Genomic DNA, 13257 nt, shown 5'->3' with positions numbered 1-13257 from the left:
GAAATTAACGGACCACGAAAACGGAAATTTTAGCGTGGCTGGCAATGTAGCTGCCGTGAGCAGGGAAGATGTATTCCATCAGGCCCGGTTCGTGGGACGACATAACCACCAGATCAATCTGGCACTCTTCAATGAACTGCATCAGCAGTGAATCCATTTCAGCACCGGGGTCGACAGAGTGAATTTCATGGGCGGTCGCATCGATATTGTGTTGTGTTCGCAGGTCTGAGACCAGAGCGTTCAGGGTGGCGGTGCGTTCGCTTTCAGTCCGGGCTGCCGGATCAGGGAGGTTACTGCCGATACTCACTGCATGTAATTCCGCATTATGAGTCCGGGCCATTTCTGTGGCGACTGAAAGCGCCTTTGTTTGTGCCTCTGAGTCACTTAAGTCCAGGGGGATGAGTATTTTATGAAACATAGTGCCTTCCTCCTTTGTGGGTGTCAGGCGTTCCTGTATTGGATAGTCTGAGTATAGCAATGAAGGAAACCGGCTCTCGGTGAGGTGGCGTGTTACAGGCAGGTTAGATGACACGGGTCAAAAGGATGATAGCTACTTGCCGGTTATCTCCGTATGGTAAAGATCCGTTAATTACATAAGGAACTGTTCAGTGGCTTTTATCGAAGAATCAAATCATGAGTCTATGTCTGCCACTCTGGGAGGTCGCTTAGTGCGTGCCAGGGAATCACAGAATATCACTCGTTCACAGCTAGCCCGCCGTCTGGGCGTCAACACCACCACTTTGAAAGCCTGGGAATCCGACCGGTCGGAGCCACGCTCCAGCCGTCTGGCGATGCTGGCGGGCATTCTGAATGTTGCGCCGACCTGGCTACTGGTAGGGCAGGGTGAAGAGCCGGTGAGCCATTCCGGAGATGCAACAGAGTTGCTGCGAATAAAAGAGAGCATTGCCAGTTTGCGAGAGCAGGCGATGATGATTGCTGATGAGTTAGAAGTCCTGGGCGGTCGCCTGGAGAGTTACCAGAGTTTTCAGGATAACTGACGACCCTTCCTGTTAAATAAGCGCGCATAAAAAAAGCAGCCATTATGGCTGCTTTTTTTATGAACGGTCTCCAGTGATACAGGTTTGCACCGGGTGTGGGATATTCCTTTGTGGTGTTTCACCTGTATGTTGTGAATCAGTGTTGTTCCAGCAGTGGCCGGAGCAGCGAAAAGTCCCAGTACTGATTTAACTGCTGCTGTTCCGGTTCGGTGATAGTGCCGCTGGCGCCGTAAAATGCCAGGTCGGCGTCAAATGCATTACTGTTACCGCCGTCAATTGGGAAGGTTTTTTCGGCAACCATTTCCTGCATATACCGGCGGATCTGGCTTTCTTCCAGATCAGGCAGCAGGGCATATTTATTACGCTGTTCCAGTACGAATTCCGGCTCACGGATCATCGTCTGCCATACATTTAGCAGTTCTGCCGTCAGGATCGTCAGTTCATTCTGATGGGAGCGGAGAAAAGCTTCATGGGCGTAAAGTGCTTCGTCAGATGCGTTAATCGGCGGAATGGGCAACGCCTTAAACGGTGAGTCCGGCATCGACAACAGTTTGTTCTTGCGCTCGGTATCAACGACGGTGGCATGAATACGGCCGTTGATCATGGCTCTGGCACGTACCCCTGAGCCTGGCAGGTAAATCATTTTGCTGTAGGTGATGCCATGCTTGTTGGCCATCATATTCACCAGCGCTTCGGTGCCGGAACCTTTGCCGTGGGAATACATTTCCACGCCGTCCAGCTCGTGCCAACTGTTGTAATAACGGGTGTCGATGACCGGATGGAACCGCAGCATGCTCAGTTGGTAGAACATTCGGATCGGGGCCTGTTCCTGCTGGATTTTCTGATAGGGGGTTCCCATGCCCACATCCGCATGCTGATTAACAATGCTGCGCAGTGCCATGCCTTCTGAGAGCATGTAGCTGACTTTAATATCCACCCCCTGTTCTTTACTACGCTCGATGGCGATCAGTGTTGGCAGCATGTCGACCCCCGGCAGATCATTTAGCGCGACCCGAATGGTGTTCTTTTCCGGGGTGGCTTGAACACATAACACCGTCATACAAACCGAGAGGATGAGCAGTCTGGCGATTCTTAACATGGTTACTTTCTCTGATAAATACGGATCTGGCGGGGCGGCATCACGAAAAGAGTAGCGGGTGAATACCCCGGCAGGGTATTCTACGCGTTTTTTAAGCTATCTCATATCTGATTACCGGGGGGTAATGGTCAGTGGGGACGTCTCTGCAGCGCAAGTTTGTGCTGCCTATTTCCTTTGGCGCAATCGTGCTGATCCTGTGTGCTGCAATAACCACGCACCTTGGGCTGCTGCCTGACTTACGTGCCCAGTTATATAAGCGGGCAGAGCTGATGATCACGACCATCAGAGCGGCATCTGCGATTAATCCCCGGTATCAGGACCTGCGCCTGGCGCTGGAAGAAATTACCCTGCAGACGTCCGGGGTTTATGGCATTACCCTGGCCACCCTTAACCCTACGATTATCTGGGCATCAAGCACCCATCCTGATGCAGAACCGGATCAGCACACCACTGATATGCTGAATTTTCTGGATGACAGCGCCGAGCAGCACCTGTTTGGTGAGTTTATTCAGGGCAATGGCGATGTGATTGTGGTTGCACCCCTGAAGCAATTTAATTCAGACAGCCGTTATCCGGTTATGGATACCACGTCGCTTTCATTGCCGGAAGGTGTGGCGGTTTCTAACGCCTACACGCTGCTCGCCGGGGATTATGAAGGCATTCTGTACCTGCGTTTCAACTGGGCAGAAGTTGAAGCGCTGGCCTATAAAGATCTGATTAACGACATGCTGGCCATTACTGCAGCCATTGTGCTGATGCTGGTGCTGTCCACGGTTACGGTGTATCACGTCATTCTGAAACCGCTGAACCTGATTGGCCGGACGATTCGTGAGCAGAAAAGCGGCGTTAGCGAGGCCCGTACCCGTCAACTGACGGACGATGAAATCGGGGTGCTTGGCGAATCGATCAATGAAATGCTGGATGCCATTAATTCCCGGGATAAGCTGCTGAAAACTGTTGTTAATCATTTACCGGTGGGGTTTGCCCTTAACCGGATTGATGGCACAAACCTGATCAGGAATGAAGCTTACAAACAGTCGTACCTGTCAGCTGAGCTGGACGCTTCTGAACGACAGGATGTGATGGAACGTCAGCAGACGTTGCAGGCCAGGGTGTTAGCGTCCCGGCGGACGATCCGCTACGAAGAGCAACTGAGCTTTGGAGATAAAAACCGCCACTATGAAGCGACCCTGTTTCCGGTTTTCAGTAGTTCTGATGAGATCGAATGGGTCGGGGCACTCTGTTTTGATATTACTGAAAAGAAAGAGCGGGAGCTGCAGTTAACCCAGCTGTACAGGGCGGTTGAGTCGGTTAAAAGCGGCATTGTTATCTGTGCCTATGACGGGCCGGACTATCCGATCATTTATGTGAACCCGGCAGTGACTGATCTGACAGGCTATACACAGGCTGAGCTGATTGGGCAAAACCCGCGTATTTTCGGATCAGGGGAAGGCGATGCCCTGAGCCTGAATAAAATCAGACATGCCATCGAAACCCGGACGCCCTGTACCGTGGTTATTCAGAATGTCCGTAAAGACGGCTCAACCTTCTGGAATGAATTTACCCTCTCTGTCATTACGGATAACAACGGTCAGGCCACCCATCTGGTAGGGGTTCAGAATGATGTGACGGAGCGGATCAACGCTGCACGTAAGATTGAGCATCTGGCATATTTTGATCCGCTGACGAACATCCCTAATCGGAACCTGTTTCAGGACCGGCTTACCCAGGCGCTGGCTGAGGCGGCTCGGGAAGAGAAGCATGTGGCGATTCTGTATGTGGATCTGGACGGTTTCAAAGCGGCCAATGATACCTTTGGCCACAACATTGGTGACTTGCTGCTGAAAGAAGCCAGCCAGCGAATGAAGCTGTGTATCCGTGATGAAGATTCGCTGGCTCGCATGGGGGGCGATGAATTTACCATTTTGATTCCGAATCTCAGCCCTGAGGATGAAATTGTTAACCTGCCCAAGGTTGTTAACCGCATCCGGGAGCAGCTCAGTACGCCTTTCGAAATATTTAAGAACATTATTCATATTTCCGGCAGTGTGGGTATCAGCATTTACCCGCGGGATGGCAGCAGTGCTGAAGAGCTGCTGATCAGTGCGGATCATGCCATGTATTACGCGAAAGAAAGTGGCAAAAATACCTTCCGCTTTTTCCAGCCTGAAATGAACCGGGCAATTGAGCAGCAACAGGTACTTGAGTCATCCTTGCGTGAAGCTGTGCACAGTAAGGCATTTACCCTGCATTATCAGCCACAGGTGAATCTGAAGGATGGTTCGGTGGCCGTGGAAGCCCTGATCCGTTGTCAGCATCCGTCGCTGCGTAAGTTATCTCCTGCGGTATTCATTCCGGTTGCTGAGCAGTGTGGCCTGATCGATGACATTGGCAACTGGGTGATTCAGCAGGCCTGTGCCGATCTGGCTGACTTTATTCAGGACGGTTCTAAAATCAGTAAGGTGTCGGTGAATATCTCTCCGCACCAGTTTAAACGTCATAATCTGACGGAGATTATCCGGAACAACCTGCAGCAGTATCAGCTTGAAGCATCACGGCTGGTGGTTGAGATCACTGAGAATGTCATTCTGGATAACTATAATTCGGCCCGTGAACATCTTCAGGAATTAAGAGACCTGGGTGTCAGTATTGCCATTGATGATTTCGGTACCGGTTATTCGTCGTTGACCTATCTGAAGCAGTTGCCGATCGATACGCTGAAAATTGATCAGCAGTTTGTGCAGGGGCTGCCCGATAACTCCGATGATGTGTACATTGTTAAAGCCATTGCCGGTCTGGCCAGTGGTATGGAGCTGACCTTGCTGGCAGAAGGCGCGGAGTCTGAAGCGCAACTGGCCTTTATCCGGGATGAGCTGGGCTGTCATCTGGTGCAGGGCTTCATTATCTCAAGGCCCCTGGATATTCAGGCTTTGAAAGCCTCTGAGTTTTACCGGTAAACGGGCCGGCAGGCTGGGTAGCCTGATAGAATTGAATGCTAATCTGATTCAATCAGTTATGGTTGTCCTGACAGTTGCGGGGGCAATCTGAATCCCGTATCCCACTTCTGGACCATAGGTTTTTCTGAAACTGGCTGTAAAATGAACGGCCTGTTTAGCGGTTTACTGTATCAGTTTTGCCGGTTGGTCCGGAACATCAGTTTAGTGAGGAAACTTTATGGGATATCCAGTTTATAACGACGTGACAGAGATAGTGAACGCCTGCCCTGAGTATGCGGCGCAGAATGACTATCATGCTATGTACTCCAGTGTTTTTTCAGGGATCGTTACCGACCCTAAACTGATGACCGTGCCTGTGGATGACCATCTGGTACACCGTGGTGACGGCGTATTTGAAGCCTTTAAAATGGTTGACGGTAAAGTCTTCCTGCTGGATGAGCACCTGGCGCGTCTGGAGCGTTCTGCCGGTGATATCTTCCTGGAATTGCGTCATACCAAAGAAGAAATGATCGATATCTGCAAGCAACTGGCAGAAGTCAGCGGCCTGAAGGACATTCTGTTCCGTCTGTACGCTTCCCGTGGACCGGGTGGTTTTACCCCAAACCCGTACGCATCTGTTGGCCCACAGTTATACCTGATCGCCTCTGCGTTGCGTAACCCTGCACCGGAACTGTATGAAAACGGCGCGAAAATCGGTTTCAGCCAGGTAGCGATTAAGAGCGGCGGCTTAGCGAAGGTTAAAACCTGTAACTACATCTCCAACGTGCTGATGGCTAAAGAAGCGGTTGATCAGAAGCTGAACTTCGTGGTGAACGTGACTGAAGATGGTTTCCTGGGTGAAGGCCCGACTGAGAACATCGTTTACCTGAACGAAGCCAATGAACTGATCTACTCAAGCTTTGATCACACCCTGCGCGGCACCACACTGCTGCGTTTGCACGAGCTGTCTGGTGAGCTGCAGGCACAGGGTCTGATCACTGGCATGAAAGAAGCTAAGCAAAGTGCTGATGAGCTGTACAAAGCAAAAGAAGTGTTCATGATTGGCACCACGCTGGATGCGCTTCCGGTTGTTGAAGTAGCCGGTCAGACCGTTGGTGACGGCAAGCCTGGCCCGGTGGCTAAGCTGGCCCGCGAACTGCTGAAGAAAGACCAGCAGGAAAACGGCACTGTGCTGTAAGCCAGTATTCACAGAAAAAAGCCGCTCATTGTAGCGGCTTTTTTGTGTCTGCAATTTGAGTTTGACGCCTGGCTGAAGTCTCTTTCGGAGATTAGAAAGCAGACAGACTTCTCATCATTCGGGGCTAAGAACCCAGGTTCACTTGTTCAGTTTCACTGGATGACTGCTCACAAAGTCCGGACGCTTTTAGCTACTGGCGTTTTCTGCGTCTATGCTTTTTGTTGGGGACGTGGATTAGTTTTTCGTTCTTAAAGGAGTAGTTCCAGAGTGGATAACTTCATAGCAATAATATTGGCTTACTCGCCATGCATTTTATGTGTGGGGGCGCTGCTATGCTGGCTGAATACCCGCAAACTGTCGGCGCTGATTATGATGTTCGGGTTTATACCGTCGACACTTTCAGTCACAGGTTTCGAGCTTGTCATGCCTTACCTGGAATACAAGAACGGTCTCCCAACCGGAGTGGCCTATGACGTATATACACTGACTGACCAGATCATTTCTGCCGGAACCGCCGTGGGGGTGACGGCATTTGTGCTTTTTGCCTTGTCGCTAAGGTCGGAAAAGAACAGAGCCGCTACCGGTTCGTCATAAGAAGGGCTTAGGGTTTATTAGGTGAGTTTGCCATAACGGTTAACGGTTCGTGGGGCCTGTTTAAAAACTACTACACTGGTGGGAAGGAAATGGATATCCGTCCACAGGGAAGGCTACTGGATTGGGAGGTCAGCAATGAAGCCTATCGTGTTGTGTGTATGTCTGTTTATGGCTGTTCTTGCCTGTGGTGCGCAAATCATCACATATGAATCAAAGTATAAAGGTCTGCAGGTAGGGAAGGCGACAATCGCGGATGTTATCTCCCTGTTGGGGTCGCCCCACGGGAAAAAAGCTAACATTAACAACGTTAGGTATTTTTTCGACGGTGTACATATCACGATTCAGGACAGCACCGGTCGGATAAATACCATTATTATTTATGATCGTCAGTATGTGGATGCGAACGGAATAAGGGTTGGCGAATACAAACAAAACGTTGAATATGCATTGAATAAACGGATCAGAAACCGTGCAGTGGCTGATCTGAAAAATGGCATAACGTATTGGTTCGAGAATAACAGGGTTTCGCAGATTGTTCTTGCTTATCAGGCGGTGGACCGGAACGGCAAGCCTTCTGGGGATGCTGAAGTTGAGTATCTGTAACATTTAGTTGCACACTTTGTTATCAGCACAGGGAGTTTTGCTTGGAGGAATTATTCGTTGTTGTTATCAGACTGACTTTTCAGGGTGTTATCTGGTTTTTTGTAGAGTTTCTGTTTTGGGGCGTTTGTTATTACACCGGCTGGATTGTCTGTAAAGTGTGTACGATAGGCAAATACCCGAAACAACCTTTGTCCCTGAAAGGGATGGCAAATAGCTATACCTCAACCAGAAGCTGGTTATCTCTGATTGGATTGATTTTCATTGTACTGGTAATCGTTGTTTTAGTTTTTCTGACTTAAGTCGCCAGACGTAAAAGAACCGTCACTGTAAGCAGTGTCGGCATGCTTTTATCCCACCAGGTTTTTAATCCCACCAGGTTTTTATCCCGCTAGGCTTTTTATACCGAAAGTTGTTTCGGCAGAATAATGGCTGGTTATTCAGTTGTTTGCTCAGCGTCATCAGACTGAATCTCTGATTCTTCATCCGTTCCCGGCTTTTTGCGTTTGGCGTTTTCCCGGAGGATGTTGACGTGGCGGGGGGCTGTTATGCCCAGAAAGACTTTTTCTTTGGCGGTGACATTGAGCACCTTAATAGTTGTCTCGCCATTAATGATAATTGACTGTTTCCTGCCCAGTGTAAATTCAAACATGATCACGCTCCCTGTGATGTATGTACACAGGCATGATGGCGCGACTTGCCAGCGATGGCAAGGCTTCAGGTGTATTCGTCCGGGGTAGTAATGCTTCTCAGAGGGGAAGCTCTGATCAGTTACGCTGGCTTAGCCAGGTGATTGTCTGAATATCGGCAATAATTTTATCTTCAGGAATGCCGCCAAAGTAACGGCTGTCGAAGGAACGTTCCGAGTTATCCCCCAGAATAAAATACTCGTTGGCGGGTATGTTATAGGTCGCAAATTCTGTAGATGTATCGTTCAGCTGCACCTGTGGCGGGAGATATTTCACACCTTTAGCATTAAGTGTTTCCGGTAACATGAGGTACTCACCGTTCAGGTAGGTTCCGTTTTTTGAAAGATGAAGTTCTTCACCGGGTAAGCCAACAATCCTGCCAAATGAATAGGTGCCGATCTGGGTTTTAAACCGCACCACATCCCATCGCTTCGGTTCATACACTAAGGTGTTGAATTGCCAGTAAAACGCATAGTTGCCCCTGAGCAGGCTGGGTTCCATATTCTTGGTGTTGATAAACAGTAGTTGTGGACCGAGGTAAGCGTATGCCGCCAGTATCAGCGCGATGATGCATAAGGTGCGAATGGCTCTGCCTTTGCGCTGTAGAAAGCTCATTCCCTGTGGTGGCTGTTCCATTGCTGTTATTTCCGTATTGCGTTGTTGATGTATTCCTTTGAACGCAGATTATCACAGATATCTGCCCGTTTTTAACTACTGAAAGTAGGAGGGGGAGGGCTTTATACAGCCTCATTAGTACATACCAGAGGGGCGGTTAGTCAGGAATATTGCAGAGTATTGTGTGGTGGTTAAAAAACGATCAAATAGTAGGTGTGAAGGATAATGTAGGAATGTCAATAATAAGAGGAAACGTATCTACATCATAATCATGAAGCTTCTATCCCCTCACGTCTATCAAAGGTATAAGAGCCTGGCCATAGGTCGTCGGACTTATAATAAAGAGCAGTAAACACTGACTTATGGGGTATCTGAGGGAATTAGCTGTAAAAAGGGTACCTTAAGGGCTAACGCTATCGCTACAACATAGCCAATGGAAAGATTGGGCTCTTTGCTATTTTCGACGGATGATAAATATTTTTCAGAAATATCAGCAGCCTCTGCAAGCCTTTCCTGAGAAATCCCTTTCGTCTTTCTCGCTTGCTTTATCAAGGCTCCTATCTGAGCAGATAATCTAGCTGTTTCAAGCTTCTGATACTCAGAATTTACCCTTTTGATTTCCATAGTAACCCTCTTCACTAGGGTTACCAGTGATCAGTACACAAGAATTACATGAACACCAGATATATCTTACCTTATTGTGTTTGTTTATCTAAAATGATAGTGGTGCTACTCCAGTTAGTCGGACATTTGGTTAAGAGCCCCCAGATTAGCCTCTACAGATATGGCACTGGTCTAAGTTATTGAGATTGCCAACTTAGACCTCAAATTATTGTAATTTGTTAACTGCCAAAGTAGCTTTCTAACACAGGAAGAAAGCTTACAAGAAAAGGACTCACTACAATTAAAGATAAAAAAATGAAACCAATCAAGAAAATGGGGTAACCAGTGATTAGGGCTTTAAAACTTAAAAACTCACTCTCTAACCCTTTAAGTAGGACCTTTGCTTTTTTATCTTCTTTAGCTCTTTGCCTTAAATCTTGAACTTTTGAAGGGAAATAGCTCTTTCCTTGAGACCTTACTAAAACAATTACTAACATGGATATCGAGGCATTAATGCCTGGTGAACCTGTTCCTAGACAGGCAATTGCTAGAGTAAAAGATAAGAGCCCAACGCCTGTATTGAGAAAAGTAGCCCAGAGTTTGAATTGCTCTCTTATTTCTTCTAAGAGTTCATCTGTAATTATGTATTGTTCTTCAGCACTCATTTTTACATTTGCAACCTGTAATTCTATTCCATTTTCTAACTGACCACTTAATAAAATTGTATTAGCCGTGTAATACTTATTACAACTACCCTTATCATCCATGCATATTTATTAGGTGGAAAGGCATATATTTATCTTAAAATTAGAGTTGATTTTACAATCGAGAGTATCGAAACGACTTCATACATAGGGTATGCACATCTCACGATTCTTAAGATAAAAGTTGTAATACTCATGACCTCCACTAGCAATGACATCTGCAGTATCAATAAACCAACGGCGTTTTAATATCCACAGAAGCGCGGCACGTTCGGTTAAAATTAGTTCTTCGCTATCGATAGACATACCAAAATCTTTTCTTACAGATTTCTTTTGATCTTCTGATAACTGAGGATGAAGAGCCAAGACCAATGGTATTTTCTCATTCCATGCACTGTCAGCAGTCAAAGACTCATGCGGTAGTTGTTTGTTTTCAACTTCTAACTCACTCACTAATGTCGTTCGACTAAAATTGAAGTTCTTAAATTTATTCGGTCTTTGCTCACAGCGTTGGTAACCTCTAAAAATCCAGTAACGACCATCAAATAAAAGGCTAAGTGGTAAGATCTCACGTTTTTGGTGGTTATTACTGTTGCTTGAAATATAGTGGCACTCAATGGCGGATGAATTAAACATTGCTCGAGTTATCTTAGCAACGTCTTCTCTTTCTAATACATTTGCTAATGCTCCAATTCGAGCATACGGGAGAACAGGACTATCAATTAGTTTGTTTTTATTAAAACCATGCGAAAGCATCCCTAATGCGATAACCGGATCGATGTCTATTAGTGGCTGGAAAGATTCTGTAATAGCGTTCACTTTTCGTGAAGGGTCTCGATACAGGTTCTGGGGTCTTAACTCGGCGTAGTCTGATAAGAGTCTTGAGGCTGAGGCGTCAGCTAAGCCGAAAGCAACATTCAAATCGCTTCGTTTGATAGATCCCGTGAAATGTACCTTAAAGTCTACGTAGGCAAGCCGCTCGGCTTTGTTTCCAGCAATGTTCTGTAACTCTAGGTAGTTAAGAGAAGTATCCATAATAGGTGCATCTTTACTTATTGTTAGAGATAAGAAGTATACGTAAAATATTTGATCAATCAACATGCGTATCAAAATGATACGCGAATGCGTATTGAAATATGAAATTACGGGCGTATCATAATGTACGTTCTCCGTATCAAATCTAGTTGCATATTTTTTGAACGGAATTATACTCGAACTATATGTAGTGCTTTAAGATTGCTTTCCACACTATATAGAGTCGATTTTGAGTACTGAGGAAGAGAGACAGAGAAGAATTTAGGGTAACTAACAGTAGGATGTTAGATACCCTTAGTAAAGCATACCAGAAGCATGTAGGAGTGCTTCTGATGGGTTGTATAACAGAGGTCTACATCCCCTAGCTATACGCAAGCGTTACCCTTGCAGATTAGCTTTAGTTGCTTTGCTTTACAAGAACCTCTTAGCAAAAAGTATAAGAGGTGCTTTTTTATGAAAAAGCCAAAAGTAGTTCGTGTGACTACCTATCCTCGCTTTCGTTTTGGACGTTGGGAGCAAGTTTGTACCCATTGGCGTTCACTACCTAGATAGCGATGACTAGGATCTCTCCTTTGTGTGAGATATAGCAACACAGGAAAGCCAGGATCGCTCCTGGCTTTTCATAAATAAAGTTTTTAAGCGAGGCCCTCACTATGGCTAAAGCAAGTAGTATTTCCGGAAACGCTGATGGCGTAAATGGAGAAAATCAATCCTATACCGTTCAAGGACGTGGGGTTGTAAGCCGATCTCAATTGGTAAGAGAAGTTAATAATGGCTCTCATCAGGGAGTTCATACTGTTGACGTAAATGGTGTTGAATATGTTCGAGCTAACCCAAATAGATGCCAATCTGACAATATTGATTGATATTTAATCATAAAATAAATCCTTTCTGTGGAGTTTATTTTTGATGATATTCAGATATCCAATAGAACATTTTTCGATTTTATTTTCAGCATCATCTTTTAGGAGATAGTTACTATGGGACGTTTAATAGTAGATAACAAAACTATTTATGAAACAGATTACATGAACTTAACAATTACGTATCAGGATGAAATTTATGAGTTCGAGTCACCGGAAGATATGGATCAATGGGTTGAGGAAAACATACTAATTATATCAGATGCTGACTGATTTCAGGGCCTATTCATCATGAGTTTAAATACGAACAAAGATTTCCAAATATTATCCCTTAGTGGCGGTGGCATGAGAGGGCTATATACAGTACATGTATTAGCCGAGTTAGAACAATCACTCGCTGAACTGCATGATGAGCCAGATTATTGGATCGGTAAGCATTTTGATTTAATTTGTGGCACATCTATTGGCGGAATAGTTGCTTTAGGTCTCGCTAGCGGGATAAATGCTCGAGATTTAAGCCATATATTGGATAGTAATCGATTAAAAATTTTCCCTTTAGAGAAAACAAATAAAATAGCAAAGATTACAAAGAAGATCAGACAAGCCCGTAAAGGATTGTATTCTTCAGAACCGCTTAGAGAAGTTCTTGATGATGTGTTTGGAAACATGCTCATTGGGGAATTGAAGTCTCGTGTATTAATTCCAACGGTTAACTTTACGACCGGAAGCGTTCAGGTATTCAAAACTCCTCACCATCCTGACTTTCAACGCGATTGGAAGGTAAAAGCTGTTGATGTAGCTCTTGCTACAAGCGCCGCGCCAACATACTTTCCAATTCATCAAATTGGAAACTGTTGGTACGTAGATGGGGGATTAGCTGCGAATTCACCTGCTTTGATGGCAATTCACGAAGCTCAGTATTTTTTAGGCAAGTCATCAGAACAAATTCGTTTAATGCTTGTTGGTACGATGGGGGCAGAAAAAACTGCTGACCAGAGCTCAAAGCTTCAACGAGGGTATATGGATTGGGGTGCCGGCGGAGATTTAATTGACCTGACTCTATCAGCAAACGAAGGGCTTCATAATCAGATTGCTAAGCATTTGCTTACAACAGAAAGGTTCTTAGAAGTTGATGATGTTCAGACGGCAGATCAGTCAAAAATTTTAGCTCTTGATAACGCTTCAGATGATGCTGCGAATACTTTGAAAGGCAGAGCAGAAGCTAGGGCTCAAAAAACTATCAATAACTTAGTTTACCGTGAAATGGTGCAGTACCAGGCGCTTAGACCAGAGTTCCATTACGGTCCAAATAAGAATGTTTAA

The 13257-nt window shown here is 45.9% G+C and carries 14 protein-coding genes; 7 read left to right on the top strand and 7 right to left on the bottom strand.

The features are described 5' to 3' along the window. Nucleotides 1–4 precede the first annotated feature (4 nt). Entirely contained in the window at nt 5–418 is a 414-nt protein-coding gene (locus JYB63_RS13570; protein WP_205658434.1) for a universal stress protein, read from the bottom strand. Nucleotides 419–608: 190 nt separating this feature from the next. Here JYB63_RS13570 and JYB63_RS13565 point away from each other — a divergent pair, with 190 nt between their 5' ends. Beyond that, nucleotides 609–998 carry a helix-turn-helix domain-containing protein gene (locus tag JYB63_RS13565; RefSeq protein ID WP_205658433.1) on the top strand — a complete coding sequence of 130 codons (390 nt, stop codon included), beginning with the start codon at nt 609–611 and terminating at the stop codon, nt 996–998. Between the two features lie 136 nt (nt 999–1134). Here JYB63_RS13565 and JYB63_RS13560 read toward each other — a convergent pair whose 3' ends face one another. Next, the gene (locus tag JYB63_RS13560) at nt 1135–2097 is read right to left on the bottom strand and encodes an ABC transporter substrate-binding protein (RefSeq protein ID WP_205658432.1); all 963 of its coding nucleotides are present in this window, start codon (nt 2095–2097) and stop codon (nt 1135–1137) included. 131 nt (nt 2098–2228) lie between these two features. Here JYB63_RS13560 and JYB63_RS13555 point away from each other — a divergent pair, with 131 nt between their 5' ends. The 4 genes from JYB63_RS13555 (at nt 2229) to JYB63_RS13540 (ending at nt 7428) form a co-directional block, all read left to right on the top strand. Then, on the top strand, nt 2229–5054 hold the full coding sequence (locus JYB63_RS13555; RefSeq protein WP_205658431.1) for an EAL domain-containing protein: 2826 nt from the start codon (nt 2229–2231) through the stop codon (nt 5052–5054). A 217-nt stretch (nt 5055–5271) separates the two neighbouring features. Next, a complete protein-coding gene (locus JYB63_RS13550; protein WP_205658430.1) occupies nt 5272–6231 on the top strand; it encodes an aminotransferase class IV in 960 nt (319 codons plus the stop codon). Nucleotides 6232–6498: 267 nt separating this feature from the next. After that, complete coding sequence (locus JYB63_RS13545; RefSeq protein ID WP_205658429.1) at nt 6499–6825, top strand: hypothetical protein; 327 nt, start codon at nt 6499–6501, stop codon at nt 6823–6825. A gap of 168 nt (nt 6826–6993) precedes the next feature. Further along, nucleotides 6994–7428, top strand: coding sequence for a hypothetical protein (locus JYB63_RS13540; protein WP_205658428.1), 435 nt, complete (start codon nt 6994–6996; stop codon nt 7426–7428). A gap of 433 nt (nt 7429–7861) precedes the next feature. Here JYB63_RS13540 and JYB63_RS13535 read toward each other — a convergent pair whose 3' ends face one another. From JYB63_RS13535 to JYB63_RS13515, 5 genes are all read right to left on the bottom strand, one after another. After that, a complete protein-coding gene (locus tag JYB63_RS13535; protein WP_205658427.1) occupies nt 7862–8077 on the bottom strand; it encodes a carbon storage regulator in 216 nt (71 codons plus the stop codon). A gap of 115 nt (nt 8078–8192) precedes the next feature. Continuing rightward, entirely contained in the window at nt 8193–8750 is a 558-nt protein-coding gene (gene lepB, locus JYB63_RS13530) for a signal peptidase I (protein WP_205658426.1), read from the bottom strand. A 339-nt stretch (nt 8751–9089) separates the two neighbouring features. Beyond that, the gene (locus JYB63_RS13525; RefSeq protein ID WP_205658425.1) at nt 9090–9353 is read right to left on the bottom strand and encodes a helix-turn-helix domain-containing protein; all 264 of its coding nucleotides are present in this window, start codon (nt 9351–9353) and stop codon (nt 9090–9092) included. A gap of 218 nt (nt 9354–9571) precedes the next feature. Further along, the gene (locus JYB63_RS13520; RefSeq protein WP_205658424.1) at nt 9572–10099 is read right to left on the bottom strand and encodes a hypothetical protein; all 528 of its coding nucleotides are present in this window, start codon (nt 10097–10099) and stop codon (nt 9572–9574) included. A gap of 78 nt (nt 10100–10177) precedes the next feature. Next, a complete protein-coding gene (locus JYB63_RS13515; RefSeq protein ID WP_205658423.1) occupies nt 10178–11071 on the bottom strand; it encodes a BrxR family helix-turn-helix transcriptional regulator in 894 nt (297 codons plus the stop codon). Nucleotides 11072–11724: 653 nt separating this feature from the next. Between JYB63_RS13515 and JYB63_RS13510 the strand changes: the two genes are divergently transcribed. Together JYB63_RS13510 and JYB63_RS13505 are read left to right on the top strand one after the other, a co-directional pair. Further along, nucleotides 11725–11937, top strand: coding sequence for a DUF3892 domain-containing protein (locus tag JYB63_RS13510; RefSeq protein ID WP_205658422.1), 213 nt, complete (start codon nt 11725–11727; stop codon nt 11935–11937). A gap of 288 nt (nt 11938–12225) precedes the next feature. Then, complete coding sequence (locus JYB63_RS13505; protein WP_205658421.1) at nt 12226–13257, top strand: CBASS cGAMP-activated phospholipase; 1032 nt, start codon at nt 12226–12228, stop codon at nt 13255–13257.

It is taken from the genome of Aliamphritea spongicola (assembly GCF_017051665.1).
In the GTDB taxonomy this organism is placed as follows: Bacteria; Pseudomonadota; Gammaproteobacteria; order Pseudomonadales; family Balneatricaceae; genus Amphritea; species Amphritea spongicola.
Note: the sequence above shows the minus strand (reverse complement) of the source record. Positions and strands in the feature narration are given on the sequence as shown.